This window comes from Streptomonospora sediminis, assembly GCF_054778995.1.
In genome coordinates this window covers 1-25,576 of the sequence record NZ_BAAGYZ010000105.1, presented here as the reverse complement: position 1 = coordinate 25,576, position 25,576 = coordinate 1, and the positions used below count along the sequence as shown (strand labels likewise).

Annotated in this window: 26 protein-coding genes; 15 read left to right on the top strand and 11 right to left on the bottom strand. The window is 72.4% G+C overall.

Features of this window, described 5'->3' with window-relative positions; genetic code table 11:
* Positions 1-38: 38 nt before the first annotated feature.
* On the bottom strand, positions 39-968 hold the full coding sequence (locus ACYVD5_RS21110; protein WP_461002837.1) for a serine/threonine dehydratase: 930 nt from the start codon (positions 966-968) through the stop codon (positions 39-41).
* Positions 969-1,101: 133 nt separating this feature from the next.
* Here ACYVD5_RS21110 and ACYVD5_RS21105 point away from each other — a divergent pair, with 133 nt between their 5' ends.
* Together ACYVD5_RS21105 and ACYVD5_RS21100 are read left to right on the top strand one after the other, a co-directional pair.
* Entirely contained in the window at positions 1,102-2,016 is a 915-nt protein-coding gene (locus ACYVD5_RS21105) for a LysR family transcriptional regulator (RefSeq protein ID WP_461002836.1), read from the top strand.
* A gap of 71 nt (positions 2,017-2,087) precedes the next feature.
* On the top strand, positions 2,088-2,513 hold the full coding sequence (locus ACYVD5_RS21100) for a VOC family protein (protein ID WP_461002865.1): 426 nt from the start codon (positions 2,088-2,090) through the stop codon (positions 2,511-2,513).
* Positions 2,514-2,610: 97 nt separating this feature from the next.
* Here the strand turns inward: ACYVD5_RS21100 and ACYVD5_RS21095 are convergent, their stop codons facing one another.
* The 5 genes from ACYVD5_RS21095 to ACYVD5_RS21075 form a co-directional block, all read right to left on the bottom strand.
* Positions 2,611-3,531, bottom strand: coding sequence for a Gfo/Idh/MocA family protein (locus ACYVD5_RS21095; RefSeq protein ID WP_461002835.1), 921 nt, complete (start codon positions 3,529-3,531; stop codon positions 2,611-2,613).
* A gap of 139 nt (positions 3,532-3,670) precedes the next feature.
* The gene (locus ACYVD5_RS21090) at positions 3,671-4,561 is read right to left on the bottom strand and encodes a carbohydrate ABC transporter permease (RefSeq protein ID WP_461002834.1); all 891 of its coding nucleotides are present in this window, start codon (positions 4,559-4,561) and stop codon (positions 3,671-3,673) included.
* Positions 4,558-5,502: a carbohydrate ABC transporter permease gene (locus ACYVD5_RS21085; RefSeq protein WP_461002833.1), complete on the bottom strand. Its 945-nt coding sequence runs from the start codon at positions 5,500-5,502 to the stop codon at positions 4,558-4,560. Before ACYVD5_RS21085 ends, ACYVD5_RS21090 begins: the two co-directional genes overlap by 4 nt.
* 61 nt (positions 5,503-5,563) lie before the next feature.
* Positions 5,564-6,865 (bottom strand): ABC transporter substrate-binding protein, encoded by a 1,302-nt coding sequence (locus ACYVD5_RS21080; RefSeq protein ID WP_461002864.1) that lies wholly within the window; start codon positions 6,863-6,865, stop codon positions 5,564-5,566.
* A gap of 106 nt (positions 6,866-6,971) precedes the next feature.
* Complete coding sequence (locus ACYVD5_RS21075) at positions 6,972-7,973, bottom strand: zinc-dependent alcohol dehydrogenase family protein (protein ID WP_461002832.1); 1,002 nt, start codon at positions 7,971-7,973, stop codon at positions 6,972-6,974.
* A gap of 245 nt (positions 7,974-8,218) precedes the next feature.
* Between ACYVD5_RS21075 and ACYVD5_RS21070 the strand changes: the two genes are divergently transcribed.
* On the top strand, positions 8,219-9,193 hold the full coding sequence (locus ACYVD5_RS21070; protein WP_461002863.1) for a sugar-binding transcriptional regulator: 975 nt from the start codon (positions 8,219-8,221) through the stop codon (positions 9,191-9,193).
* 186 nt (positions 9,194-9,379) lie between these two features.
* On the opposite strand, the gene ACYVD5_RS21065 is transcribed toward ACYVD5_RS21070, so the two are convergent.
* On the bottom strand, positions 9,380-10,330 hold the full coding sequence (locus tag ACYVD5_RS21065; protein ID WP_461002831.1) for a sulfite exporter TauE/SafE family protein: 951 nt from the start codon (positions 10,328-10,330) through the stop codon (positions 9,380-9,382).
* A gap of 379 nt (positions 10,331-10,709) precedes the next feature.
* On the opposite strand from ACYVD5_RS21065, the gene ACYVD5_RS21060 reads away from it, so the two are divergent.
* Complete coding sequence (locus tag ACYVD5_RS21060; protein ID WP_461002830.1) at positions 10,710-11,942, top strand: CaiB/BaiF CoA transferase family protein; 1,233 nt, start codon at positions 10,710-10,712, stop codon at positions 11,940-11,942.
* 74 nt (positions 11,943-12,016) lie between these two features.
* Here the strand turns inward: ACYVD5_RS21060 and ACYVD5_RS21055 are convergent, their stop codons facing one another.
* On the bottom strand, positions 12,017-12,505 hold the full coding sequence (locus ACYVD5_RS21055; protein WP_461002829.1) for an SPW repeat protein: 489 nt from the start codon (positions 12,503-12,505) through the stop codon (positions 12,017-12,019).
* 251 nt (positions 12,506-12,756) lie between these two features.
* On the opposite strand from ACYVD5_RS21055, the gene ACYVD5_RS21050 reads away from it, so the two are divergent.
* The 3 genes from ACYVD5_RS21050 (at position 12,757) to mmuM (ending at position 15,399) form a co-directional block, all read left to right on the top strand.
* Positions 12,757-13,413: a ThuA domain-containing protein gene (locus ACYVD5_RS21050; protein ID WP_461002828.1), complete on the top strand. Its 657-nt coding sequence runs from the start codon at positions 12,757-12,759 to the stop codon at positions 13,411-13,413.
* Positions 13,414-13,558: 145 nt separating this feature from the next.
* On the top strand, positions 13,559-14,407 hold the full coding sequence (locus ACYVD5_RS21045; protein ID WP_461002827.1) for an urea carboxylase-associated family protein: 849 nt from the start codon (positions 13,559-13,561) through the stop codon (positions 14,405-14,407).
* A gap of 47 nt (positions 14,408-14,454) precedes the next feature.
* On the top strand, positions 14,455-15,399 hold the full coding sequence (mmuM, locus tag ACYVD5_RS21040) for a homocysteine S-methyltransferase (protein WP_461002826.1): 945 nt from the start codon (positions 14,455-14,457) through the stop codon (positions 15,397-15,399).
* Positions 15,400-15,441: 42 nt separating this feature from the next.
* Here the strand turns inward: mmuM and ACYVD5_RS21035 are convergent, their stop codons facing one another.
* Complete coding sequence (locus ACYVD5_RS21035; protein WP_461002825.1) at positions 15,442-16,110, bottom strand: sulfotransferase family protein; 669 nt, start codon at positions 16,108-16,110, stop codon at positions 15,442-15,444.
* Between the two features lie 330 nt (positions 16,111-16,440).
* Here ACYVD5_RS21035 and ACYVD5_RS21030 point away from each other — a divergent pair, with 330 nt between their 5' ends.
* Together ACYVD5_RS21030 and ACYVD5_RS21025 are read left to right on the top strand one after the other, a co-directional pair.
* The gene (locus ACYVD5_RS21030) at positions 16,441-17,091 is read left to right on the top strand and encodes an NAD(P)-dependent oxidoreductase (protein ID WP_461002824.1); all 651 of its coding nucleotides are present in this window, start codon (positions 16,441-16,443) and stop codon (positions 17,089-17,091) included.
* A gap of 130 nt (positions 17,092-17,221) precedes the next feature.
* The gene (locus tag ACYVD5_RS21025; RefSeq protein WP_461002823.1) at positions 17,222-17,875 is read left to right on the top strand and encodes an HhH-GDP family DNA glycosylase; all 654 of its coding nucleotides are present in this window, start codon (positions 17,222-17,224) and stop codon (positions 17,873-17,875) included.
* A 304-nt stretch (positions 17,876-18,179) separates the two neighbouring features.
* On the opposite strand, the gene ACYVD5_RS21020 is transcribed toward ACYVD5_RS21025, so the two are convergent.
* Positions 18,180-18,881, bottom strand: a complete 702-nt coding sequence (locus ACYVD5_RS21020) for a PadR family transcriptional regulator (protein WP_461002822.1) — start codon at positions 18,879-18,881, stop codon at positions 18,180-18,182.
* A 294-nt stretch (positions 18,882-19,175) separates the two neighbouring features.
* Between ACYVD5_RS21020 and ACYVD5_RS21015 the strand changes: the two genes are divergently transcribed.
* Positions 19,176-19,454, top strand: coding sequence for a DUF2277 domain-containing protein (locus ACYVD5_RS21015; RefSeq protein WP_461002821.1), 279 nt, complete (start codon positions 19,176-19,178; stop codon positions 19,452-19,454).
* A gap of 22 nt (positions 19,455-19,476) precedes the next feature.
* Here ACYVD5_RS21015 and ACYVD5_RS21010 read toward each other — a convergent pair whose 3' ends face one another.
* Positions 19,477-20,685, bottom strand: coding sequence for a cytochrome P450 (locus ACYVD5_RS21010; RefSeq protein WP_461002820.1), 1,209 nt, complete (start codon positions 20,683-20,685; stop codon positions 19,477-19,479).
* A gap of 246 nt (positions 20,686-20,931) precedes the next feature.
* Between ACYVD5_RS21010 and ACYVD5_RS21005 the strand changes: the two genes are divergently transcribed.
* From ACYVD5_RS21005 to ACYVD5_RS20985, 5 genes are all read left to right on the top strand, one after another.
* Positions 20,932-21,900 carry an ABC transporter ATP-binding protein gene (locus ACYVD5_RS21005; protein WP_461002819.1) on the top strand — a complete coding sequence of 323 codons (969 nt, stop codon included), beginning with the start codon at positions 20,932-20,934 and terminating at the stop codon, positions 21,898-21,900.
* Positions 21,897-22,751, top strand: a complete 855-nt coding sequence (locus tag ACYVD5_RS21000; RefSeq protein ID WP_461002818.1) for an ABC transporter permease — start codon at positions 21,897-21,899, stop codon at positions 22,749-22,751. Before ACYVD5_RS21005 ends, ACYVD5_RS21000 begins: the two co-directional genes overlap by 4 nt.
* Positions 22,752-22,977: 226 nt before the next feature.
* The gene (locus tag ACYVD5_RS20995) at positions 22,978-23,190 is read left to right on the top strand and encodes a helix-turn-helix transcriptional regulator (RefSeq protein WP_461002862.1); all 213 of its coding nucleotides are present in this window, start codon (positions 22,978-22,980) and stop codon (positions 23,188-23,190) included.
* 214 nt (positions 23,191-23,404) lie between these two features.
* The gene (locus ACYVD5_RS20990; RefSeq protein ID WP_461002817.1) at positions 23,405-24,637 is read left to right on the top strand and encodes an alpha/beta hydrolase family protein; all 1,233 of its coding nucleotides are present in this window, start codon (positions 23,405-23,407) and stop codon (positions 24,635-24,637) included.
* Positions 24,638-24,719: 82 nt separating this feature from the next.
* Complete coding sequence (locus ACYVD5_RS20985; RefSeq protein WP_461002816.1) at positions 24,720-25,349, top strand: hypothetical protein; 630 nt, start codon at positions 24,720-24,722, stop codon at positions 25,347-25,349.
* Positions 25,350-25,576 lie beyond the last annotated feature (227 nt).

The following is a 25,576-nucleotide window of genomic DNA, read 5'->3' as shown; positions in this document are numbered from 1 at the left end:
GGAGGCGCGGGGGATATGCCGGGAAAGTCCGGTGCGGCCTACCCTCCGGGCGTCCACGCCGCGTTGGCGCCGCAGACGACCAGGCAGGGGTTTTCGCCGCCTACGCGGCCGGCCAGCCAAGCCGCGTAGGGGACCGCGGCGGCGGGTTCGGCGGCGATCCGGAACTCCTCCCACAGCAGGTCGCGCGCCCGGGTGATCTCGGTGTCGGTGACCAGTGCGGTCTCGACGGGGTACTCGCGCAGCACCGCGAAAGGCACGTCGCCCACGCGCGCCGCACCCAGCGCCGAGGAGGCCACCGAGTCCACCGGTGCCGTGACCGGTCCGCCTGCGGCCAGCGCCGCGTGCAGGCTCTGGCAGCCTTCGGGCTCGATTCCGGCGACACGGCGCGCACCCGCGCCCAGGCGCACGCCCGCCACCAGGCCGCCGCCGCCCACCGCCACCGCGATGCCGTCGCACTCGGGGGCGTCGCGGGCGATCTCGCGGCCGATGGTGCCCTGCCCGGCCACAACGTCGGGGTCGTCGTAGGCGTGCAGGTAGCGCAGCCCGTCGGCGCCGGCGCGGGCCCGGGCGGCCGCGGCGGCCTCGGCGTAGTGGGCGCCGGTGCGGACGAGTTCCGCACCGGACTCCTCCAGGCGGCGCGCCTTGACCTCGGGCACGGTCTCGGGCACGTAGACCAGCGCCTCGGTGCCCAGCATCCGCGCTGCGGCGGCCACCCCCAGCCCGTGGTTGCCGCCCGAGGCGGTCACGACGCGGTCGGGGGAGCCGGCGGCCAGCAGGGCGTTCAGCGCTCCGCGGAGCTTGAACGCGCCGGTGGTCTGCAGGTGCTCCAGTTTCAGGGTGAGCGTGCGCCCGCCCGTGCGCGTGGTGATCACCGGTGTACGCCGGACGTATGGCGCGATGCGCTCGGCCGCGGCGTCGACGTCAGCGGGCGTGGGCAGTGCGGCCGTCGCAGCAGGCGTGGGTGTCATGGTTCCAGCGTGCCTGCTAGGTTGCTTAAGTTAAAGTTGCGCTTGCTAGGGATCATTAAGTAGAGCTTTCCACTAGGTCGGGCAGAGCCGCGGCACCGCTGCGGTGTCCCGGCTGCGTGCAGGGGTGATCGCGTTGCTGGACGCGGACCGGGTGCGGGTGCTGGTCGAGGTCGCCCACGCCGGCTCCATCACCGCGGCCGCCGAACGGATGTCCTTCACCGCTCCCGCGCTGTCCCAGCAGCTCGCCAAGTTGGAACGCGAACTGGGCTGTGCGCTGGTCGAGCGTTCCCGCACCGGAGTGCGGCTGACCCGGGCGGGCCGGGTACTGCTCGCTTACGGCGAGCGGGTAGTGGGCGAACTGCGCGACGCCGAGTCGGCGGTGCGCGCCGCCGCGGGCGAGACCCCGGCCCAACTGTCGCTGGGTTCCTTTGCCAGCGCCGGAAAGCTGCTGGTGCCCGGTGCGCTAGCGGCTTTCGGCCGGGCCCACCCGCAGGTGCGGCTGTCGCTGTCCGACATCGAACCGCCCGACGGCTACGGGCAGGTGACCTCGGGCGAACTGGACCTGCTCATCACCCACCGGTACCCCGGTGTGCAGCCGCCCGCCGCAACCGGGCTGCACCGCGAACGGATCCTGGTCGATCCGCTGCTGCTGGTGCTGCCCGAGGGCCACCCGGCGGCGGGGACGTCGCCGCGCCTGGCCGACCTCGCCGACCAGGAGTGGATCTGCGGCGCTCCGGGCATCTCCAACCGGATCGCGCTGGAGACCGCAGCCGCGGCCGAGGGAGTGCGGCTGCCGGTGGCCTACGAGACCCGCGACTACGAGGTGATGCTGGCGCTGATCCGCGCCGGGGTGGGCATCGGCCTGGTCCCGCGCCTGATCCTGGACGCGGCGCCCGCCTCAGGGTGGCGGGCCGAACCGCCCGGCGGCGCGGCCCCGGCGCGCGAGATATCCATCGTCCACCGCCGCCGCCCGCCCGCCCCGGTTGCGGCCATGGTCGACATGCTCCGCCGCTCGGCCCGCCGCACGCCGCCCGCAGAGCGCGGTTGAGAACCGCGGGCCCGGGACGCGGCCCGCGGATCCGCAAGAATAATATGCTCGCCGCCATGACGATTCAGCGGATGGACCACGTCGGTGTGGTCGTGGACGATCTGGAGGCCGCCACCGCCTTCTTCACCGAACTCGGCATGGAGGTGGAGGGCAGGACTCCGGTCGAGGGGCGGTGGGTCGACCGTGTCGCCGGGCTCGGCGGCGTCCGGGTCGACATCGTGATGATGCAGACCCCCGACGGCCGCGGCCGCCTGGAGCTGACGAAATTCCACACGCCGGCGGCGGTCACCACCGAGCCCGACCCCGCACCGGCGAACGCGCTGGGCCTGCGCAACGTCATGTTCGCGGTCGATGACATCGACGACACCGTGGCCCGCCTGCGTGCCCTTGGCGGCGAACTCATCGGCGAGGTGACCGAGTTCGAGGGGGTCTACCGGCTCTGCTACCTCCGCGGCCCCGCGGGCATCATCGTCTCCCTCGCCGAACAGATCGGCTGAAAGCGCTGCTCATGCAGAAATGCCCGTCACAGCTGTGTGCTGTGGTATCTGGGCATTCTGCATGAGCACTTCGGTGCGCCGGGTGGCCGGCACACTATTAGGCGGCGGCCCCCACGGTGACCGTGCAGCGCCGGTCGAGCGCTGCTTGGGCCGCTTCCAGTACGGCGACCACGTCGTGGCCGAATCCGGCGCCGCAGGGCTCGGCCGCGGCGGCGGCCGGGTCGGCGATGGCGGCCAGCAGCCGGTCGGTGGCTGCGGAGAACGCGGCCACCGGGGTCAGTTCGGAGTCGGGCAGCGAGACCACGCCGCTCTCGCCGTGGAAGACGAACTCCCGGCGGGTGCCCTCGGGCGGGGCCTCCAGCGTCAGCGACAGCGAGCTGACGGCGCCGCTGCTGTGGCCCAGCAGCAGGTGCGTGGTCTTGCGGGGGCCCGCAGCCGCGGTTACTTCGGCGACCGGGCCCATCACCGGCAGCACCACCGACAGCGCGTGCGGGCCGATGTCCCACAGCCCGCCGCGTTCGCGGCGCCAGGGCGACCGGGCGAAGGGGGTGTCGGTGCTCAGCGCCGCCGCCAGCATCGACGCCTGCGCGCCGTCCCAGCCCCCGGCCGCGGCGGTCTCGCGCAGGAACGCGTCGATGCGCTCGGAGAACCGCATGGTGAAGAAGACGACGGCGGCCAACCGCCGCTGCTCGACCTCGGCGGCGATTGCGGCCGACGCCTCGGTCGTGAAGGCCACCGGTTTCTCCAGCAGCAGGTGGCACCCGGCCTGGGCGGCGCGCAGGGCCGCCTCGGCCTGGATGTCGGGCGGCAGCGCGATGGCGACGGCGTCGACGTCGCCGAACAGGGCGTCGGAGTCGGCGTAGGCCGCCGCTCCGTAAAGGTCGGCCAGTTCCCGGGTGCGGCCGGCGTCGCGCCCCCACACGCCGACCAGTTCGACACCGGGGTGGGCGGCCAGCGCCGCCCCCTGTGTCTCGCGGGCCCAGTAGCCCGTGCCCAGCAGCCCTACCTTCAGCGCCATGCCGCGGTTCCTCTCCACAGGGATTGTGACCGGGCCCATTCTTCCGCGCGGCGCCGCGGTGCCGGGCGGCGGGGCGGGCGCAGTCCGCGCCGCGCCCCGCCGCCCGAACCGGGCCCGGGATGCCGGTTCAGCGCACCGGTTACTTCACGGCGCCCATCGACAGCCCGCGCACCAGCTGGCGCTGGGCGATCCAGCCGATGACCACGATCGGCAGCGAGGCCATGGTCGCGGCGGCGGCGAGCTGGGCCCAGTACAGCCCCTCACTGGTGATGAACCCGACCAGGAACACCGGCACCGTGGCGGCCTGCGAGGCGGTCAGGTTCACCGCGAAGAAGAACTCGTTCCACGAGAAGATCATGCAGATCAGCGCCGTGGCGGCGACTCCGGGCGCCATGATCGGCAGCATCACCGACCACAGCACCCGCGGCAGGCTCGCCCCCTCCATCTGGGCGGCCTCGACGACGCCTTTGGGGACCTCCAGGAAGAACGAGCGCATCATCCATACCGCGATCGGCAGGTTCATCGCCGTGTAAAGCACCACCAGCGTCCAGATGTTGTCCAGCATGGACAGCTCCGCCGCCGCGACGTAGATCGGCACGACGACCGCGACCACCGGCAGCATCTTGGTGGAGATGAAGAAGAACAGCACGTCCTTGGTGCGCTTGACCGGCCGGATCGACAGCGCGTAGGCGGCCGGGGTACCCAGCACCAGCACCAGCAGGGTGGAGGCCAGGGTGGCGATCAGCGAATTGCCGACATAGGGGAGGAAGTCGGAGTCGACCACGTTGAGTATCTGGTCCAGTGTCGGCTGGAACAGCAGCGTGGGCGGATCGGTCTGGGCGATGCCCTCGGTCTTGAAGGCCGTCAGCACCATCCACAGCGCAGGCGAGACGAACACCAGCGCGATGGCCCAGGTCAGCACCGTCAGCGCGGCGCCGCCGATTCGGCCGCGCCGGGGCGGGCGGGACGGCGCGCCCGGCGCGGGCGCCGCGGCCGTGCGGGTGCGGGGGGCAGGGGCGGTGGCGGTCACGACTTCGCCTCCTGGTCGGACATGAAGGTGCGGAAGATGAGCCGCAGCGCCAGTGTCGCCACGACGATGGTGCCGATGACCACGATGACGCCCATGGCCGCCGACTGGCCGATGTCGAACCCGAGGAAGGTCCGCTGGTAGATGTAGAACGGCAGGTTGGAGCTGGCGGTACCCGGTCCGCCCTGGGTCATCATGTAGATCGTGTCGAAGGTGTTGACCACGTAGATCGACCCCAGCAGCACGCCCAGCTCGATGTAGCGGCGCAGGTGGGGCAGGGTGATCTGGGTGAACATCTGCCACCGGTTGGCGCCGTCGACCTGGCCGGCCTCGACCACGTCATGGCTCTGGCTCTGCAGCCCGGCCAGCACCAGCAGCATCATGAACGGGCTCCACTGCCACACCAGTGCGGTCACCACCGACACCACCGGGTACTGCGACACCCAGTCCACGTCGCCCAGCCCGAACGGCGTGAGCACGAACCCGAGCAGCCCGAAGACCGGGTCGAACATGGTGGTCTTCCACAGCAGCGCGGTGGCCACCGGGATGATCAGAAACGGTGTGATCAGCAGGGTGCGCACCACGCCGCGGCCCAAAAAGCGCCGGTCCAGCAGCAGCGCCAACCCGATTCCGACCACCATCGCCACCAGCACGCACGAGGCGGTGATGACGATGGTGTTCAGCGCCGCCCCCAGGAACTGGGCGTCGGTGAGCACGTAGGCGTAGTTGGCCAGCCCGGCGAAGGTGCCCGAGTCCGGGCGCAGCAGGTTCCACGACTGCAGCGAGTAGAAGATCGTGAAGAGGAACGGCAGCTGCGTGACCAGGATCGTGAAGATCAGCGCCGGCAGCAGCGGGGCGCGCAGCGACCAGCCGCGGGCGCGCTCGGAACGGAGTTTCCCGGCCCGTGTCCGGGACGCAGCAGGTGCGGTGGCGGTCGCGGTCATCGCGGCACCCTCCCGCCGACGGTCTGCGCCGCGCAGCGGCGGCGGCCCTGTCGTGGCATGCTCACTGTGACTCCTTGTAGCTGTCGCCGACCGACTGCGCGTACTGCTGGCTCTGCTCCAGTGCCTCGTCGACGGTGATCTGCCCGGCGATGGCGGCACTGAGCTGCTGGCTGACCCGGGTGCCCAGGTCCTGGAACTCGGGGATGGCCAGGAACCCGATGCCGGTGTAGGGGACCGGCCGCGTTCCCGGGTTCTCGGTGTCGGCGTTCTCGATGCCTTCGCGCATCGGTTCGGCGTAGGCCGAGGCGACCTCCTGGTACTCGGGGTTCTCGAAGGTCGAGGCGCGGCTGCCGGGCGGGACCCGCTGCCAGCCGTACTCCTCGGCGACCATTTGCGTGTATTCCTTGTCGGTCATCCACGACAGGAACCGCCAGGCGGCGTCCTTGTTCTCGGAGGTCTCGGGGATCGCCAGCGACCAGGTGTAGAGCCAGCCGCCGTAGTCGGTCTTGGCAACCGGTGCGGGCGCGTAGCCGCTCTTGCCCGCGATCTTGCTGGCGTCGGGGTCCTCGACCGTGCTGACCATCGCGGTCGCGTCGTAGAACATGGCGGTGTGGCCCTGGCTGTAGCGGGTCAGGCAGTCGCCGAAGCCGCTGTTGGCGGCGCCGGGCTGGCCGTGTTCGCGCACCAGGTCCACGTAGAACTCGGCGGTGCGGCGGAACTCCGGCGAGGTGAGCTGGGCGTTCCACTGCTCGTCGTACCAGCGCCCGCCGAAGGTGTTGAGCATGCTGTTGAACGGCGACAGCACCTCGCCCCAGCCGGGCAGGCCGCGCATGCAGATACCCGCCCTGCCCGATTCCGGGTCGTCGAGCTCTGCGGCGAGGTCGGCGACCTCGGCCCAGGTGGGGTTGGCGGGCATCTCCAGCCCGGCCTCTTCGAACAGGTCCTTGCGGTAGGCCAGGAACGACGACTCGCCGTAGAACGGCACCGAGTACATGTCGCCCTCGTAGGACAGGGCCTCGCGGATCGGCTCCAGGAAGTCGCCGTCGTCGTAGCCCTCGGTGGCGTCGATGCGGGGCTGCAGGTTTGCCAGCCACCCGTTCTCCGCCCACATCCGGGTCTCGTAGTTGCTGATCATCACCGCGTCGAACTCGCCGCCGCCGGTGGCGACCGACGTGGTGATCTTGGCGCGCGCCTCGTTCTCCGGCAGCGTGACGAACCGCAGATTCACCCCGGGGTTCTGCTGCTCGAAGTCCGATTTCAGCGAGATCGCATCTTCCATCTGCGGGTTCGAGACGATGGCGACCACCAGTGTGGTGCCATCGTCGCCCGCGGCGATGGCACCCGCACCGGCGCAGCCGGTCATCAGCGCAGCCGCGGTGCCCAGGGCACCCAGGGCTGCTAGCCGCCGTGGGCCCCGCTTGGTTTTAGGCAACGGGTTCTCCTCCTCATGGGGGGGTCGAGGGACGCCGCTACACCGCGGCGTTGGGCTGGACCTGCACCTTCACGCCGGTCCCGGCGCGCATCATGTCGAGCGCGGCGGGGAACTCGGCCAGCGGCAGTGCATGGGTCAGCAGTTCCGCGGTGCGCACGCGGCCCGCGGCGAGCAGGTCGAGCGCGGCGCCGTAGCTGTGCAGCACCGCCATGGAGCCGACCACGGTGATCTCGTCGTTGTAGACGCGGAACGGCGACAGCGAAACGCGGGCGTCGTCGGCGGCCACCCCGAAGACCAGCAACCGCCCGCCGCGCCGCAGCGAATCAAAGGCCGCCTCGATGGCCGGGGGAGCGCCGGTGACGTCGACGGCGGCGTGGAAGCCCTCGCCGGCCATATCGCCGGCGTCGGTGTGGGTGGCCGCGGCACCGAGCTTCTTGGCGAGCTCCAGGCGTTCGGTGTTGCGGTCGACCATGGTGACCTCGGCGCCGCCCTGCTGGAGCAGCTGCTGCAGCAGCAGGCCCATGGTGCCCGCGCCCACGAGCAGGAAGCGCTCGCCGGCGTGCACACCGATGCGGCGTACGCCGTGCACTGCGCAGGAAAGCGGTTCGATCACGGCGGCCTGCCGGTCGGTGACATGGTCGGGCACCCGGTAGCAGTTGACCGCGGGAGCGGCCACGTACTCGGCGAAGGCGCCGTCGACGGTGTCGCCGATGGCGCCCCAGTTGGCGCACAGGTTGCCGCGCCCCGCACGGCAGTAGTCGCAGTGCCCGCAGAACAAGGACGGGTCGACGGCGACCCGGTCGCCTTCGCGCAGCCCGCCCGGAGCGCGTTCGCCCACGGCCACGACCTCGCCGGCGAACTCGTGCCCGGGCACCAGCGGGTAGGGGCTGGGCGGGAACTCGCCGTCGGCGATGTGCAGGTCGGTGCCGCAGATGCCGCAGGCGCCCACCCGCACCACGACGCCGTCGGCTGCGGGGGTCGGATCGGGCCGCTCCCCCACGGTGATGGTCCCGGGACGTTCGATGATGGCTGCGCGCACGGTCGCTCCTTGATCGCGGATGCGTGTGCGGTATCCCTGCACACGCCCTTTCAGCTGCTCACATGAGCATTGGGGTGCTCATGTGATGAAGCACATTCAAAACCCATTCGAAACGCGATGTCAACGTATGCTTCACGTATGAGCGGAAGGGTGATCAAATGAGCGGGGACGGGCTGCCGGAGCAGGAGGGCGCCGCGGCGGCGACGGCACAGCAGGAGAGGGCACCGTTCAAGGGACCCGCTGAGATCGTGCTGGTGTCCACGATCGCGCGCCGCTTCTACCTGGACGGGCGCTCAAAGGTGGAGATCGCCGAAGAGTTCGGCGTGAGCCGCTTCAAGGTCGCCCGCGCCCTGGAGGCGGCGCGGGAGAGCGGGATCGTGCGGATCTCCATCCGGTTGCCGGCCCAGATCGACTCCGACCTCTCCGACCGGCTGCGCGCGGCCTTCGGCCTGGAGCGCGCCATCGTCGTCGACGGCTCCGACGACCCCGCCCGGACCCACCGCCGGCTCGGTGCGGTGGCCGCCGACCTGCTGGCCGAGATCGTCGGCGACGACGACGTGCTCGGCCTCGCCTGGGGGCGCACGGTCAACGCCGTGGGCGCCGAGCTGGCAGGGCTGGCCCGCTGCACCACCGTGCAACTGGGCGGCGTGGTCTCGCACCGCACCTACGGCGAGGACGCCGACGAAGGCTCGGTGGAGTCGGTGCGCCGCGCGGCCCAGCTCTCCGGCGGGCCGGCCTACCCCATCTACGCGCCGCTGATCCTGCCCGATGCGACAACGGCCGCCGCCCTGCGCTCCGACCCGGGTATCGCCGGCGCATTCGAGCACTTCGACCGGCTGACCAAGGCGGTGGTCTCCATCGGCGGCTGGGATGAGCAGAGCTCAACGGTGTACGCGTGCCTGGAGCCCGGACCGCGCGAGGAACTGAGCAGCCGGGGTGTGCGCGCCGAGATCTCCGCGCAGCTGTTCGACTCGCAGGGCGGACGGGTGCACAGCGAACTCGACGAGCGCGTGCTGGCCATCACCGATGCCCAGCTGGCCGGTGTCCCCGAGGTGATCGCGGTGGCCGGCGGCCCGGGCAAGGCCGAGGCCATCGGCGTGGTGCTGCGCAGCGGCCTGATCTCCACCCTGGTCACCGACGCGGCGACAGCGCAGCGGCTGCTGGCCGACACCGGTACCGGCACCGGTACCGGAACCGATGCCGGTGCCGGTACCGCCTGATCCTTGAGCGGCGCTCCCGCCCGGGGCGTATCCGCCCGGTGCGCCGGGGTTGCGACCGGGGTCGGGCGGACACGCCCGCGCGCTGAGCGGGCGGGTGCAAACCGCACACCGCCTGCGGAGAAACCGGCGACTGCGCCCGCAAGGGCGGACGGCGCCGGTGCGGCGGCACCGGCGGCCATGGGCCGGTCAGTCGGCGGCCTCGGCCCTGCTGCCGGGGCGGTCGGCGGACTCGGCAGGCGGGGTGGCGCGGTCGGCCGCTTGTGCAGGCACGTGGCGCTCGGCCAGATGGGCGCGCACCGACCAGGCGACCGCACCGGCCCAGGCCAGCGCCAGCGCCCCGTAGATCCCGGCCGCGGCGATCGGCGCGGGCTCGGCCCAGACCGCGTTGATCAGCGACCGGGCGTTGGTCAACACGATGAAGCCGCCGACGACCGAACCGAGGACCCGCGGCGGGACCCGGCGCACGATCCAGGCCGCGATGGGGGCGGCGACCACGCCGCCGATGAGCAGTCCGGCCGCCCAGACCAGGTTGATGCCCGCGCCGCTGAGCCCGAGGAAGAAGCCCGCGCTGGCGGCGACCGCGACGATGAACTCGCTGGTGTCGATGGAGCCGATGACCTTGCGCGGCTCGATCCGGCCGCTCGCCAGCAGCGCGGGCGTGCCCACCGGGCCCCACCCGCCCCCGCCCGTGGCGTCGAGGAAGCCGCCGATGAGCCCCAGCGGCGCCAGGAAGCGCCGGCGTACGGGCGTGCCCATCCGTCCGCGGGGCATTCCCCAGGCGGTGAAGCGCACCATGACGTAGCAGCCGAGCACGAGCAGGATGGCGGCCATGATCGGAGCGGCGGCCTCGGTGGACAGCCGGCTCAGCACCGTCGCTCCGGCAAAGGCGCCGATCGCCCCGGGCAGCGCGATACGCCGGACCACGCGCCAGTCGACGTTGCCCAACCGCCAGTGCGCGGTGCCCGAGGCCAGCGTGGTGCCGATCTCGGCCAGGTGCACGGTCGCCGAGGCGGCCGCGGGCGAGGTGCCGGCCACCAGCAGCAGCGAGGTCGACGTGACCCCGTAGGCCATGCCGAGGCTGCCGTCGACAAGCTGTGCCAGCAACCCGACCAGGGCGAAGACCACCAGAGTCTGCATACCGTGCCGCTTTCCGCTCGACTGCTACGTTCGACCCATTTTTCCTACAAGGTCAGTGGAGATAGTAAACCTCTTTTTCCTACCGGGCAAGCGGAGAATAGACGGCTGCGGCCCCGTTCGTCCGGGCAGGGTATGCCGCCCTCACCGGGCGGGCGGAGTAGCGGCCGGCCGGCCACCGCCGCTGCGGTCACCGTGCGCGAAGCAGGCCCGCCACCCCGCCGCACCGCCATGCAGCGCGCATCCCGACCCCGCCGCGGGCGCCCCGGCACCGCGCAGGGACAATGTCCGAACGATTGTCCAGTATGCAGACGTCCAGTATGGAGACCATGGAGATGCATGCCGGAGAGCACGGCCGGCGCAGTCCAGCAGAGGGGGCCTTGTGGGGGCGGAACCGAGCACAGCCGAAGGACCGCTGAACGGGATCGTGGTGGTCGACCTTTCGCGGGCCCTGGCCGGGCCGCACGCGGCCATGCTGCTGGGCGACCTCGGCGCGCGCGTGATCAAAGTGGAGCAGCCCGGCACCGGCGACGACACCCGCAGCTGGGGGCCGCCGTTCGTCGGACCCGCAGACGAGCCGATCAGCACCTACTTCCTGTCCTGCAACCGCAACAAGGAGTCGATCGAACTCGACCTGAAATCCGAGGACGGCGCCCAGGTCCTCACCCGGCTGGTCAAGGCCGCCGACGTGCTCGTGGAGAACTTTCGCCCCGGCGTGCTCGACCGCCTCGGCTTCTCCGCCGAGCGGCTGGCCGAACTCAACCCGCGCCTGGTGCTGTGCTCCATCAGCGGCTTCGGCCACGACGGCCCCGAAGGCGGCCGCTCCGGCTACGACCAGATCGCCCAGGGCGAAGCCGGCCTGATGAGCCTCACCGGCCCCGGGCCCGACCAGCCGACCAAGGCCGGCGTGCCCATCGGCGACCTCCTGGCCGGCATGAACGGTGCCTACGGCGTGCTCAGCGCCCTCTACGAGCGCGAACGCACCGGCCGGGGGCGCGTCGTGCGGACCTCGCTGCTGTCCTCCATTGTGGGCGTGCACGCCTTCCAGGGCACCCGCTGGACGGTCGCCGGCGAGGTGCCCCAGGCCATCGGCAACCACCACCCCTCCATCGCCCCCTACGGCGCCTACACCAGCGGCGACGGCATGCTGCAGATCGCCGTCGCCAGCCAGGGCCAGTGGTCGAAGCTCGCCGGCCTGCTGGGCATCGACGCCGCAGACCCGCGCTTCGCCGACAACGCCGCCCGCGTGGCCAACCGCCCCGCGCTAAACGAAGCCATCGAAGCCGTGCTGGCCACCGCCTCCCGCGACACCTGGCTGGAGCGCATCGGCGCAATCGGCATCCCCTGCGGGGCGATCCGCACCCTCGACCAGGTCTACGAATGGGACCAGGTGCGTTCCCAGGGCCTACTGGCCGGTGTGGACCACCCGGTGCTGGGCGGCATCGAGCTGCCCGGCCCGGCGGTGCGCTTCAGCGACCCCGCCGACCCTGCGTCGGAAACCCCGCCCGAGCACAGTCCGCCGCCGGGCCTGGGCGAGCACAACGGCAGCGTCCGCGCCTGGCTCGACACGCTGGACGGATCAGGTCGGCAGAACGGCGGCGCCGCGGCCGAGTGAGCGGCCGCCGCCTGCAGCGGAACAGAGCCGGGGCCGGATCCCGCGGAATCCGGCCCCGGGCAATTCGGCTGGTTTTACCTGCGGGCGCCACCGCCACCGCCACCGCGGGAGCGGGTCCTCCCGCCGCCCAGAGCGCCGCTCTTGGCCATGCCCAAGCCGGCGATGGCAAGAGCGAGGACCAGGGCCACGGCACCGGCGATGACATTGCTGGTGATCGTGCCGCCGCCGGGAGTCGGGCCCGCCACCACCCAGGGCGCGACGATGGTCCAGATACCTATACCGACGGCCGCCCAGCCCATGCCGTGGGTGCGTTCGAAGGCGGATCCGAAGCCCACCAGCATGAACATGAAGGCCAACCCGGCGATGACGTTGCTCATCGTCAGGCCGGCGTTCAGGCTGAAACCGACGATCCACGGCGAAGCCGCGATGTAGAGGCCCGTGAGCAGCCCGAGCCCTTCGGCCACCTGCGCGGTGGGGCTCGCCATCGCTGCCTCGGAGCGGGCGCGCATCGCCATGATGTCCGGGTGTTCCTCGATCGATGAGGACCGTGCGGCCTCGACCATGGTCGGCCACCTCCTCAGACGAGACGGTGTTGTGTGCTGCCATATACCCACTAGCCGGTCCAAAGGGAGTCGAATCGCGTCAATACAGAATAAAAACCCCAGACTTGGCGATTGCATGTGCCATTCCAGGGCACGGCGCAGCCCGTGCGGCCCGGCGCCGCAGCCGAACCGCCGCACGGCCCGCGGACCGCCTTTTGAATGCCGCCGTGCCGGTGCATGCGGCATGGCGGCTCGTGCGTAGGGTGCACGGCATGGAACGTGTACTCGTATTCACCCGCACCACCGGATACCGGCACGACTCCATCCCGGCCGGGGTGGCAGCGCTGCGCGAACTGGGCGCAGAGAACGGATTCGCGGTCGAGGCCACCGAGGACCCGGCCGAGTTCCGCGGCGACCGGCTCGCCGGCTACCGCGCCGTGGTCTTCCTCAGTCCGTCCGGTGCGGTGCTCGACGACACCGGGCGGGACGCACTGGCCGAGCACATCCGCGCCGGAGGCGGCTTCTGCGGCGTGCACGCCGCCTCCACCGCCGAACGGGAATGGCCCTTCTACACCGAACTGGTCGGCGCCCGGTTCACCCGCCACCCCGAAGTGCAGCCGGCCGAGGTGCGAGTCGAGGACGGGGGCCACCCGGCCACCGCGCATCTGGGCGGCACCTGGACACTCACTGACGAATGGTACGACTTCGACCGCGACCCGCGCGGCGGCGTGCAGGTCCTGCTCTCGGTGGACGAGGACACCTACGAGGGCGGCGGCATGGGCAACGGCCACCCCATCGCCTGGTGCCGCGGCGTCGGTGCCGGCCGCGCGTTCTACACCGCCCTGGGCCACCCCTCCGCCGCCTACTCCGACACGGACTTCCGGGCCCACCTGCTCGGCGGGATCCGCTATGCGGCAGCGTGGCAATGACCGCGACCGCGACCGCACGGCCGGGCCGGTACGCACCGGGCCGAAGCGGGCCGAAGCGGTCCGGTGAACCGGGCCGGGCCCGCACCGGCATGCGGCCGACCGAACCGCACTGCACCGCACCGAACACGAGGGGAGCGGAGCGATCATGACCGCACCGCGAGCCGCCTACCAAGACGCATCGGGCGCGCTGGACGTGGACCGGGCCTTCTACGGCCGCCTGGCCGCGGCGGCGGCCGAGCACGAGACGGTCGAGGCGTTCACGCTGCCGATCCGCTCCGGCCGGGCCTGGGAGGTACCGGCCGGCCACCTGTGCCGCATCAGCACCCCCGAAGGGCCCCAGGTAGGCGACCTGAACATTTGGAACCGGCACGACCCCCGCGAACGCATGTGGGCCGCGCGCACCCGCCAGCTGCAGGCCGCCCATGTCACCACCTACGACCGCCTCTGGTCGACGCTGCCCTTCCTGCGCCCGCTGGCCACCATCACCGCCGACAGCCTCGCCGGCTACGGCACCGACGCCGAGGGCGGCAGAGTCCACGACCTGCTGGGTACCCGCTGCGACCCCTACGTCAACCGGATGCTGACCGGCGAGGACTTCGACTTCCACTGCCATTCCAACCTCACCCGCGCGGTCATGCCCTACGGCCTCACCGAGTTCGACGTGCACGACGTCCTCAACGTGTTCCAGTGCACCGGGCTCAACGGCGAGGACCGCTACTTCATGAAGGCGAGCCCCGCGCGTGAGGGCGACCACATCGAGTTCTTCGCAGAGACCGACCTGCTGATGGCGCTGTCGACGTGCCCCGGGGGCGACCTGTCAGTGGACCTGTGGGGGCCCGAGGCCGGCGACCCGCTGTCGGTGTGCCGCCCGCTGGCCGTGGAGGTGCTGCGCCCCGCTGAGAACCTGCTTGCGGGCTGGTCGCCGCCGCAGCGCGCCGACTACGCCGGCATGCACGGAGTCCGCGCGCCCCAGTGGGCCGAAACCGGCGGGTGACCGGGCGGGCACCACCCGCCCCTGTCCGCGGCGCATAGGCTGGCGGCATGGACCCCCATCCGCTCGGCGGCGGCGCCACGCTGGTGCTCGACGGCGGACTGGCCACGCATCTGCAGGACCTCGGCTGCGACCTCAGCGGCGGGCTGTGGTCGGCGCGGCTGCTGCACGACGACCCCGGCCTGGTCCGCCGCGCCCACCGCGACTACTTCGCCGCCGGCGCCGATGTCGCCGTCTCCGCCGCCTACCAGGCTTCCATCCCCGGCTTCACCGCCCGCGGCCTCACCCGCGCCCAGGCCCGGGGGCTGATCTCCCGCTCCGTCGAACTCGCCGCGCAGGCCCGCGACGAGGCCGGGGGCGGGATCGTCGCCGCCGGGGTCGGCCCCTACGGCGCGGCCCTGGCCGACGGCTCGGAGTACACCGGCGACTACGGCCTGGACACCGGCCGCTCGGCCGCGTCGGCGGGCTCCGACACCGCCGACACCGCCGCCGGCGCTGTTGCCGTGCTGGCCGACTGGCACCGCGAGCGCTGGCACCTGCTCGCCGAAAGCGGCGCCGACCTGCTGGCCTGCGAGACCATCCCATCCTTTGCCGAGGCCCGGGCCCTGGTACGGCTCCTGGCCGAGACCCCCGGCGTGCGGGCCTGGTTCAGTTTCACCTGCGTCGATGGCGAGCACATCAGCGACGGCACCCCGCTGGCCGAGTGCGCCGCACTGCTCGCGGGAAACCCGCAGGTGGTGGCCGTCGGCGCCAACTGCACCGCGCCCCGCCACATCACGGACCTGATCGGCCGCATCCGCGGCGTGCCTGCGGTCGTCTACCCCAACTCCGGCGCGAGTTGGGACCCGCGCACCCGCGAGTGGAGCGGCGGCGGCGATCCCGCGGACTTCGGCGCCGCCGCCCGCGAGTGGCAGCGTGCGGGCGCCCGGCTGATCGGGGGCTGCTGCCGCACCACCCCCGAGCACATCCGCCGCGTCCGCGCACATCTGGACTGACCGGCGCCCGCGGGCGGCCGGCCCTCGCCGTCCTCGGACGGCTCAGTCGAAGGGCGAGGTCACGTCCCGGCCGGCCTCGATGTCGGCCATGACCCGATGCATCGCCTCGGTCTCGTTGAGGTGCGGGAACGGCGTGTCGGGTACGGGCGCGCCGAGGAAGTCGCACAGCGGCTCCCAGCCCTGGCTGACCTGGAAGACGAGCAGCCGCTCGGCGGGGAGCGCCTCGATGACCGCTTCCCGGTGGCGTTCGAACGCCGCCACCGACTCCTCCTCGCTGGGAGTGCGGAGTTCCCCGCCGAACAGCGACCCGAACATCGGACGCATCAGCTTGGCGAAGTCCTCGCCGAGGTTGCCGGGAGGGGCCGAACCCTCGCTCATCGCTGCGACGCTTTGGAAGATCGTGCTGGCCATACTCGTGAACCACGTGTGCGGGTCGCGGACGGTCAGCACCACCTTCGCCTGCGGGTAGGCCGCCGCCAGTTCGCGCCAGAAGAACGAGAACGGCCAGTCCACACCCGCCCGGTAACCCTCGGTGACGCGGTCCCAGTCGACCGGGTCGTCTTCCAACGCGTGCAGCCACCGGCTCAGCTGGTCAGGCCGGGACATCAGCTCGAACATGTGGTAAGTGGGGGCGAATCCGAGCTGCTCCAGCCCGGCCTTCATTGAACTCGTCCCGGTACGGGGCAACCCTGCCCCGATGACCTCGACCATGTGTAACGCTCCCTATCCGAGTACTCCGGTTTCGCGGCGGTGCGTGCCCGAAACCGCCGCCGCCACGGCCATTGTGGCCCCATGCGCCCGGGCAGCGGAGCCGGGGGCGGTTTCGGGAACCGCCGCAGTGCCGGTGTTCTCCGTATCCGCGCCGGTGTACCCGCCGCCGGTATCCGCCGACCCCGCGCCCGCGCCCGCCGGCGTGCCGCAGCGCAAGTGCGCCGGGGTCCGGAGGCGATCCGCGGCCCGGTCTGGGTAGCGGCCCCAATGGCACCCCTACGGCACCCGCGCCCCGGCGCGCCGGGGCGGAGCAGGAAAGGCAGGTCCGCCATGGTGAACATCGCCGTTTTCGGCGCCAGCGGAATGATCGGCTCGCGCGTCGTCGACGAGGCGCTCTCCCGCGGGCACGCCGTCACCGGCCTGGCCCGCGACCGCACCCGGCTGCCGCACACCGAAGGCGAGCGGCTTACCGCGGCAACCGCCGACGTGCTCGACCCCGGCGACGTCACCGCGGCCGCCCGCGGTCAGGACGTGCTGGTCAGCGCGGTGGGCGGCGGCGACGCGACCGGGCACCGCAAGCTCATCGAGCCCTCGGCCCGCACGATCGTCGAAGCCCTGCGCCGACTGGCCGACCCGCCCCGGTTCATCATGGTCGGCGGCGCGGGAAGCCTGGAGACCACCCTCGGCAAGCAGGTGTGGGACACACCGGGCCTGCCCGATGACGTGCTGGCGATCATGCACGCCCACGGCGACGCGCTGGAGTTCCTGCAGGGAGTCACCGACATCTCCTGGACCAACCTCAGCCCGCCCGCCGTGATCGAGCCCGGTGAGCGGACCGGTACCTACCGCACCGATACCCACCGGTTGGTGGCCGACGCTCAGGGCAACAGCCGTATCACCGCCGAGGACTACGCGGTGGCCTTGGTCGACGAGATCGAATCGCCCAAGCACCTCGGCGAGCGTTTCACCGTGGGGGAGTAACCGGTCCGGCCGCGTGCACGTCCGGCGGGCAACGGGACAACGGGGCAACGGGGCGACTGGCAATACGGACAACAGGCAATACGGGCACGACGGCACGGCACCGGAAACGCAGGCAGCAGAGGAGGCCGCCATGGCCGGCAAACGTGAGAAGGAGACCGCGCAGCGCGTTCTCAGCGAAGCCGGAGGCACGATGGCCGAGCAGGCCGGCATCAAACCGGCCGACCGCCCGGCTCCGTTGTGGCAGCTGCTGGTGCTGGTCAACCTCGTCTCGGCACGGATTTCGGCCGACATCGCCGTGTCCGCTGCGCGGGAGCTGAACAAGGCGGGCGGCACCACGCCCGAGGGCATGGCCGGACTGAGCTGGCAGGAGCGCGTCGACGCGTTGGGCCGGGGCCACTACGTGCGCTACGACGAGAGCACCGCGACACGGCTCGGCGAGTGCGCCGACCTGGCCCGCGAACGCTACGGCGGCGACCTGCGCAAGATGGCCGATGAGGCCGGGGGCAGCCGCACCCGCCTGGCCAAGCTCCTCCAGGAGTTCAAAGGCGTCGGGCCGACCGGCGCCGACATCTTCTGCCGCGAGGCCCAGGCGGTATGGCCGTGGCTGCGGCCCTACGCGGACAAACAGGCCCGCAAAGGGGCCGACCGGGTAGGCCTGCCCACGGCTGGGGACGAGCTCGCCGAACTGGTCGCGGGCGACGACTTCGCGTCGTTCTGCGCCGGGCTTGTGCGTATCGCCCGCGAGGACGCCTACGCCGAACAGGTCCGCCAAGCAGCGGGCTAATGCACCGGCGGGCGCCCGTGCGGCGGGCGGCATACGGGCGGGGCGCGATGGGTGTGCGCCCGCGGGGCGGGAATCCGCGGCAAGAAATATCACCGCATGCGGTGCGAAGGGGCGGCGCGAATTGCGCCGCGGCCGCCGCCTACCGGTCGGCGGGAAAAGGACAATGCGTGCGATTGTTCATTCGGCGCTGCAAATGCGGCCGCGGCCGGGTGCCGCGCGCAGGTCGGCGCGCGGCACCCCCGGTCGGACCCGCCGCTGCGGCACGGCGCCGCGCGCCGACCCAGGACAGCGGGGCGGAGCCGAACTACGCAGTGCCGGTGGTGCCGGCGTTGGCGTCCGGTTCGGTGTCGTCGTCGGCGAGGACGCGGTACAACCCGCGTTTGGTCTCGCCCAGCAGGCGGGCGGCGCGTTCCAGCTGCGCCTCGGTGCCCACACTCGACATTTGGTTGGCGGCGGCCGAGAACTCGGCCATGGCCGAGGAGAAGAGGTCGGCCGCCGTGGGAGCCGCCTCGCCCGGTTCCTCCTGCGCGGGGGCGGAAACGACCGGTACCTGCTGTGCCACCGCTGCCTCCTGGGGTTGGGCCGCCGCTGCCGCGGCGGACGACGGAGCGGGCGCGGCGGCTCCCGTAGCGGGCGGGACCGCCGGTGCCGCGGCGGCGCTGCCGCCGCCCTCATAGGCCGCACCGGCCTGCAGCAGGGCGGGCGGGCCGCCCAGGGAACTGATGCGCTCGCGCCCGGCGCCGGTGATCTCGTAGGGGCGCTGCCTGCTCCAGCCTGCCGCCTCCGACAACTGCACCAGGCCGTCCTCGGCCAGCTGGTCCAGCAGCCGCTGCACTGTTGCGGCGTCCGGCCGCCACTGGTTGTCGGTGCGCTCGGCGAAGACGGTGATCAGTTCGTAGCTGTTGAGCGGCTCCTCGGAGAGGAGCAGCAGAGTCGCCGCGAGTTGCTCGTCCTGCGCGGGTCCGGAGTCGTCTCCGTCAGCGCCGATCATCGGCACCACCGCCATATCGCACTCCTTTGTTGCCGTAATGTTGCCGGGGGAATTGACGATTCGCCGGGCATGACCCGCATTCGCGGAATCACGATATGGGGCGTCAATGTACCATGATCAGCGGCCCCCAATTTGCACGGAAATGCCCGTGCAGCAGGCGTTGCGGCCGCCCGCGCCCCCGGCGCCGGGCGGCACATCCGCCGCTGCGCCCCGCGAGCCGGCACGGCTCGGCCCGGATCCGCGCCGAGCGGCGCAGCCCCGCAGAACCGGACCCCGGGAAATGTCACCGGCACCGAGTACCGTGGAAGCATGTGCCGCAACATTCGCCGCCTGCACAATTACGACCCGCCCGCCGACGACACCGAGGTCCGTGCCGCCGCACTGCAGTACGTCCGCAAGATCAGCGGCAGCACCCATCCTTCGGCGGCCAACCGCGAGGCCTTCGACCGCGCGGTCGACACTATCGCCGCCGCCACCGGCGACCTACTCGGCTCCCTGGTCACCGCGGCGCCGCCGCGCTCGCGCGAGCAGGACTCCGCCCGCGCCGCCGAACGCGCCCGCCGGCGCTACGACCCCGCCGCGCAGTAGCCTGCGCCGCGCCGGCACCGGCTCACCACTGCACCTCCAGGCGTTCGGGGGAGCGGTGGATCAGTGACGGCTCCATCGCGATCCGCGCCTCCGGGCGCAGCCGCGCTCCGGGCAGGCGCCGTGTCAGCTCGTGCAGCACGGCGCTCAGCTGCGCCCGGGCCAGCCGCGCGCCCGGGCACGCGTGCACCCCGTGGCCGAACCCCAGGTGGCCTTGCGGCCGGCGGGTGATATCCAGCCTGTCGGGCCGCCGAAACCGGGCGGGGTCGCGGTTGGCCGCCCCGAAGGAGACGAACACGGTGGCACCCTCGGGCAGTTCGGTGCCGCCCAGCACGGTGGCGCGGGTGGCCCGGCGGCGGAACCCCTGGATCGGTGCGTCGAACCGGGCGCACTCCTCGACCGCATCGGGGATCAGTTCCGGGCGTTCGCACAGCGCCTCCCACTGCTCGCGGTGGCGCAGCAGGTGCAGCAGCATCGAGCCCATCAGCGCACTGGTGGTCCGGTGCCCGGCCAACAGCAGGTTCTGCAGCGACGACACGCACTCGCCGCGCTGCTCGCGGGTGAGCTCGGCCGTGTCCGGGGCCAGTGCGTGGACGAAACCGGTGATCAGGTCGTCGCGCGGCTCGGCGTGGCGGCTGCCCACGTAGCCGTCCATCACGTGCTGCAGACCGGCGATCTCCCGCGCGGCCGCCACCTGGTCGTCGGCGGCCATCGGGCGCAACACCAATTCGGAGGCGCGGTAGCCGCCGCGGACCACCGCCGGCACGTCGGCCGGGTCGAGACCCAGCAGATGGCCCATCACCTGGCCGGGCAGCCGCTGCGCGAGCCGTTCGACCAGGTCGGCGCCGCCGTCGCCGGCCAAGCCGTCGACAAGCCGGGCGGTGCGTTCGGTGATGAAGCCGTGCAGGGCGTCGACCCTGGACGCCGACAGGCCGCGGGTGTGCGGCTCGCGGTAGCGCCGGTGGGCTGCGCCGTCGGAGGAGAGCACCACCCCGCCGCCCCCGATGCCCTTGGCCAGTTCCGCCCGCGCCTCGGGTGACGGCAGCGCGTCCGGCCGCAGCGCCCCTGCCGAGGACAGGTCGCCGGGGCGGGCCAGCGCGTCGCGCACGTCGGCGTAGCGGGCCACCAACCAAGAGTCCAGCTCAGGGCGGAAGGTGAGCCCCGGTGCCCGGCGCGCCCGTGCGTAATGCGGGTAGGGGTTGCGCTGGAAGGCGTCGAGCGCGGCGAAATCCATGGACGCCTCCGGGCGGTGGCGGTGGTGGCGGGTGGGGCGGTCCGGTCGGCGCGGTCCCCGCAGTGATGATGGCCCAGCGTTCCGGAACCGACAAGCCGCGCCGCCGCATCCGGCCACGGGTTCATGGCCTGCGCAGACTCCGCCGCGCCACCGCCGTCGCGCTCGGTGGCGGCGCCCGGTCGTTGGCAAAGATGTAGTAGGAGTGCTATAAACGGTAGCTGTTCGCAGATGAAAGGTAGGAGTCATATGGCGTTAGTGGACACGGAGGAGGCCGCTGCGGCGCTCCCCGGAACGGTCGGCAGCGCACCCGTTGTCGAGGTCTCGGACCTTCGCATGCGCTACGGGACCACCGACGTGCTCAACGGGGTCGACCTGCACGCCTACCCCGGCGAGGTCGTCGCGCTGCTGGGGCCCAACGGTGCCGGCAAGACCACGACCGTCGAGATCCTCGACGGATTCCGCAACCGGTCGGGCGGCGAGGTCTCGGTCCTGGGCGCCGATCCCGCCACCGCCGACGAGAGCTGGCGCGCCCGGCTGGGCGTCGTCCTGCAGTCCTGGCGCGACCACGGCCGGTGGCGGGTCGGCGAGCTGCTGCACTACTTCGCCCGCTTCTACGCCCCGTACTCCAGCGCGCAGCGGCCGCGCCCCCGGCCGGTCGACGAACTGCTCGAAACCGTCGGGCTGACCGAATACGCCCACCGCCGGGTCAGCACCCTCTCCGGGGGGCAGCGCCGCCGCCTCGATGTCGCCATCGGCATCGTCGGCCGCCCCGAAGTGCTGTTCCTGGACGAACCCACGGCCGGCTTCGACCCCGAGGCGCGGCGCGACTTCCACGACCTGGTGCACAATCTGGCCGACGGCGACTGCGCCGTCCTGCTGACCACCCACGACCTCGACGAAGCCGAGAAACTCGCCGACCGCATCCTCATCCTCGCCGGCGGCAGGGTGGTGGCCGAGGGCAGCGCCGACCGCCTCGCCGCCCAAGTGCCCGCCGACGCCGAGATCAAATGGACCCGCGGCGGCCGGCGTTTCGTGCACTCCACCCCGGACGCCACCGGGTTCCTGCGCGAACTGCTGGCCGACCACGGCGACGACATCGCCGACCTCGAAGTCCGCCGGGCCAGCCTGGAGGACGCCTACCTGACCCTTGTGCACCGGCACGAGACCGGCCGCGCCGCCGAAGCCGCGGCCGGATTCACCGAGGAGGTCCGATGAACACCCCCGCTCTCATCGCGGTGCGCTCAGGGCTGCGCAAGGGCTGGATCGAGTACCGCCACTCGCTGACCACCAAGGACGACATACTCAGCCAACTCGGGATGGTCGCAGTGTTCACCGTGCTGGCGATGTTCATGCGCGGTCAGAACGTCGACGGCACCGACATCCCCATCGCCAACATGTGGCTGGCCGGACTGATGGCCCTCACCGTGGCCACCAGCGGGCTGCTGACCGTGGCGTCGGCACTGGCCTCCGAGCGCGAGGACGGCACCCTGCTGCGCGCGAAAGCGGTGCCGCACGGGCTGCTCGGCCACGTCGTCGGCAAAACCGTGCACATCGTCCTGCTCACCACCTCCACCGTCGTGCTGCTCGTCATCGTCGCGCTGCTCCTCCTCGACGGCTTCAGCCCGGGCGGCCCGGCGGACTGGCTCACTTTCGCCTGGGTACTGTTTTTGGGTCTGCTGTCGATGGCGCCGCTCGGCGCGATCGTCGGCTCCCTCATCAGCAACCCGCGGGTGGTCAGCGGCCTGATGATGTTCCCGTTCTTCGGCCTCATGGGCATCTCGGGTGTCTTCTTCCAGGTCACCGGCTTCCCCGAATGGCTGCAGTGGGTCTCGCAGGTGTTCCCGCTCTACTGGATCGCGCTGGGCATGCGTTCGGTATTCCTGCCCGACTCCATGCTGGCGATCGAGATCGGCGAATCCTGGCGGCTGCCCGAGGCCGCCGCCGTCATGGGCGTGTGGGCGGTCGCCGGAACCGTGGTCGCGGTGTTCGTGCTGCGCCGCATGGCCCGGCGCGAGTCCGGGGCCCGGATGGCGGCCGGACGGCAGAAGGCGATGCAGCGTGTCTGAGCCCCGGCGGCCCGGCACCGACCACGAGACCGCGGTGTTTGAAAGCACCGGCCACGACACCGGCCACGACACCGGCCAGGACACCGGCGACACCGGCTCCGGCCCCAACGGCCGCCCGCCCAACGGCAAGGACCCGGCCGCTGCGGCCGGCGAGAGCACCGGCACCGGTACCGGCTCGGCCTCCGCGGCGGGCGGCCGCACCCGCGGACCGGCCGAGACCGAGCGCATCCACAACCGGATCTCCGTCCTGCGCGCCGAACGCGGGATCTCGCGCCGCCGGCTCGCCGAGGCGCTCGGGGTGCACTACCAGACCGTGGGCTACCTGGAACGGGGCGAGTACAACCCGAGCCTGCACCTGGCACTGCGCATCGCCGAGTACTTCGAGGTACCCGTCGAGGTCGTCTTCTCCATCGACCCCTTCCCCCGCATCGGCGGTTGACCAGCAGCCCGCACGGGGCGGTCGGCGAAACGGCCGGGGCGGTGCCGCCCGCACCGCCCCGGCCTCGTGCCAGCACGCCCCCCGGCTCGGCGGGTTGGCCCCATGGCGACCCCGCCCGTGCCCGTCTAGGGTCCTGGTGGAACACCGGCGCCGGCCGGTGCCCGGCGGCACTCGCGGTGGGGGAGCGCCGCCCCCGATCTGTGAAAGGCACAATGTGAGCGCACCGAGCAGCCAGACCCGGAGCGGGCGGCGCAGGCCCGGCCGCAGCGGTCTCGCGCTGGCGGCTGCCGCCGCCCTTGCGAGCGGCGCCGCAGCACCGGCAGCCGCCGACCCCGGCGCGACCGCTCCGGGCGGCCCGCACCACCAGGATCCGCCGGTCGAGCTGCCCGCCCCCACCGGGAAACTCCCGGTCGGCAGCACCGGCCTGCACCTGGTCGACCACGGCCGCAGCGACATCTGGAACCCCGAGGCGGCGGCCCGCGAGCTGATGCTGACCGTGTGGTACCCGGCCGCATCGCACGCCGGCGACCGCGCCGACTACGTGACACCGGAGGAATCGGCGCGGGCCATCGAGGCGGTCGGGGTCGACCTGCCCGCCGATGCACTGCACGAGGTCGGCACGCACTCCATCGCCGACGCGCAGGTCCGCCGGCCCCACTCGCCCGGCGGCTACCCCCTGGTGCTGCTCTCGCCGGGTGCCGGCCACAGCCGCAGCAGACTGACCTCCATCGCCGAGGATCTCGCCGGCCACGGCTACGTCGCGGTCGGCATCGACCATGCCTACGAGGCGGCCGAGGCCGAGTTCCCCGGCGGGCGCATCCTGCAGTGCCGCGCCTGCGGCCAGGACCGCTGGGCCGAGGGCACCCGCAACCGGGCGGCCGACGCCTCCTTCGTCCTCGACGAACTGACCGGGCAAGATCCCGCCTGGCCGGGCGCGCGGCACATCGACGCCGAGCACATCGGCATGGCCGGCCACTCGGCGGGCGGCTCGGCTGCGGCCGAGGTCCTGCGCACCGACGACCGGGTCGACGCCGCACTCAACTTCGACGGCCCCTACTACGAGCCCGCGGTGACCGAGGGCGTGGCGGACCCGCTGGGCCTGGTCACCAGCGACCTGCAGCCCGAGCCGCCCTTCCACGCCTCCCAGGAGCGCATGTGGCCGCAGCTGCGCGGATGGCGGCAGTGGCTGCGCCTGAGCGGTTCCGGGCACTCCTCGGTCACCGACTGGGGTGTGCTCATCGACCGCTTCGGTATCCGCGACCAGGTCCCTGAGCAGACCCTCACCCGCCAGTACGGCACCCTGCCGACCGAGCGCGGTCTGGCGGTCGCCCGCGACTACACGACCGCGTTCTTCACCCACCACCTGCGCGGACACCAGCGCCCGGAGATCACCGACCCGCACGCGGCCCACCCCGAATTGGCCGTGGTGGCCGACGGCCGCGGCTGAGCCGGCCCGCCCCATCCCACCTGCACCGGCCCGCCCACCCCGCTCCAGGGGATGCGCGGACCGGTGCGAAGATGGCGGTGCTGTGATCGGGTCGCCGAGGTCGCGTGTGTGCCGGGCCGGGGTTTTCGCCGCGGCCGCTGTCGGCGTGTCCGGCGCCGGACACGCCGCGATGTCGGCGCACGAGGTACCGGCCACGGGTTATGCCGCCGGAGCCGCACTGGTCTTTGCCGCGGCATTGGCGGCGGCGGGCGCCGAACGCGGCTACTGGACGATCCTGGTCTGGATGGCCTGGAGCCAGCTCGCCCTGCACCTGGTCTTCGCAGCAGCCCAGACCTTCGCCGACCCTGCCGCGGGCGCCGCCGCGGCCCACCACGCGGGCGGCGCCCTGCCGGTTGCATCCGCCGCACCGACCGGACACGGCGGCCAAGGGTCGGGCCGGGGCATGCTGCTGGCCCACGCGGCCGCGGCCGCGCTGTCGTCGTGGTGGCTGCGCAGGGGCGAAGCGGCCGCCGCATCCGTTGCGCGCTACCTGCGTGCGCTGCTGTTCCCGCCGCTGCTGGCGGCGGTGGTCTGCTGGCAGCCCCAGCGGCGCCCCATCCTGTGCGCCGCCGTGCCGCGGCACGTGCGCGTGCCCGCCGCAGTGCTGCGCCATGCGGTCGTCGTACGCGGCCCGCCCGCCGCACCCTCCTGCATCCAGGACACCCGAACCTAGTACACCTGCGCCGAAACCGCGCCCCGCCGAACCGACCGGTTCCCGGACGTTGCCGCCCGGCCCCGCTTCCTGCGGCCCCGGCAGCCCCGCGCGCAGGTGCTGCGGCGCGCCGCCGCCCCGGCGGTGCCGGCCCTCGACCGCCATCCGGTGCACATCGCCGAACCCGTGTTCATCGAGGGGTACAAGATCCGCCGCTCTCCCCAACTCGCCATCGACCTCGACGGCGT

Coding starts and splice junctions, on each gene's coding strand:
- ACYVD5_RS21020 (WP_461002822.1), bottom strand. CDS start 18,881: ATGGCGGTGGTGCCGATGATCGGCGCTGACGGAGACGACTCCGGACCC.
- mmuM (WP_461002826.1), top strand. CDS start 14,455: ATGGACCCCCATCCGCTCGGCGGCGGCGCCACGCTGGTGCTCGACGGC.
- ACYVD5_RS21010 (WP_461002820.1), bottom strand. CDS start 20,685: ATGGATTTCGCCGCGCTCGACGCCTTCCAGCGCAACCCCTACCCGCAT.
- ACYVD5_RS21065 (WP_461002831.1), bottom strand. CDS start 10,330: ATGCAGACTCTGGTGGTCTTCGCCCTGGTCGGGTTGCTGGCACAGCTT.
- ACYVD5_RS21080 (WP_461002864.1), bottom strand. CDS start 6,865: ATGACCGGCTGCGCCGGTGCGGGTGCCATCGCCGCGGGCGACGATGGC.
- ACYVD5_RS21100 (WP_461002865.1), top strand. CDS start 2,088: ATGGACCACGTCGGTGTGGTCGTGGACGATCTGGAGGCCGCCACCGCC.
- ACYVD5_RS21035 (WP_461002825.1), bottom strand. CDS start 16,110: ATGGTCGAGGTCATCGGGGCAGGGTTGCCCCGTACCGGGACGAGTTCA.
- ACYVD5_RS21025 (WP_461002823.1), top strand. CDS start 17,222: ATGGCCGGCAAACGTGAGAAGGAGACCGCGCAGCGCGTTCTCAGCGAA.
- ACYVD5_RS21000 (WP_461002818.1), top strand. CDS start 21,897: ATGAACACCCCCGCTCTCATCGCGGTGCGCTCAGGGCTGCGCAAGGGC.
- ACYVD5_RS21050 (WP_461002828.1), top strand. CDS start 12,757: ATGGAACGTGTACTCGTATTCACCCGCACCACCGGATACCGGCACGAC.
- ACYVD5_RS21045 (WP_461002827.1), top strand. CDS start 13,559: ATGACCGCACCGCGAGCCGCCTACCAAGACGCATCGGGCGCGCTGGAC.
- ACYVD5_RS21030 (WP_461002824.1), top strand. CDS start 16,441: ATGGTGAACATCGCCGTTTTCGGCGCCAGCGGAATGATCGGCTCGCGC.
- ACYVD5_RS21095 (WP_461002835.1), bottom strand. CDS start 3,531: ATGGCGCTGAAGGTAGGGCTGCTGGGCACGGGCTACTGGGCCCGCGAG.
- ACYVD5_RS21110 (WP_461002837.1), bottom strand. CDS start 968: ATGACACCCACGCCTGCTGCGACGGCCGCACTGCCCACGCCCGCTGAC.
- ACYVD5_RS21055 (WP_461002829.1), bottom strand. CDS start 12,505: ATGGTCGAGGCCGCACGGTCCTCATCGATCGAGGAACACCCGGACATC.
- ACYVD5_RS21085 (WP_461002833.1), bottom strand. CDS start 5,502: ATGACCGCGACCGCCACCGCACCTGCTGCGTCCCGGACACGGGCCGGG.
- ACYVD5_RS21015 (WP_461002821.1), top strand. CDS start 19,176: ATGTGCCGCAACATTCGCCGCCTGCACAATTACGACCCGCCCGCCGAC.
- ACYVD5_RS21005 (WP_461002819.1), top strand. CDS start 20,932: ATGGCGTTAGTGGACACGGAGGAGGCCGCTGCGGCGCTCCCCGGAACG.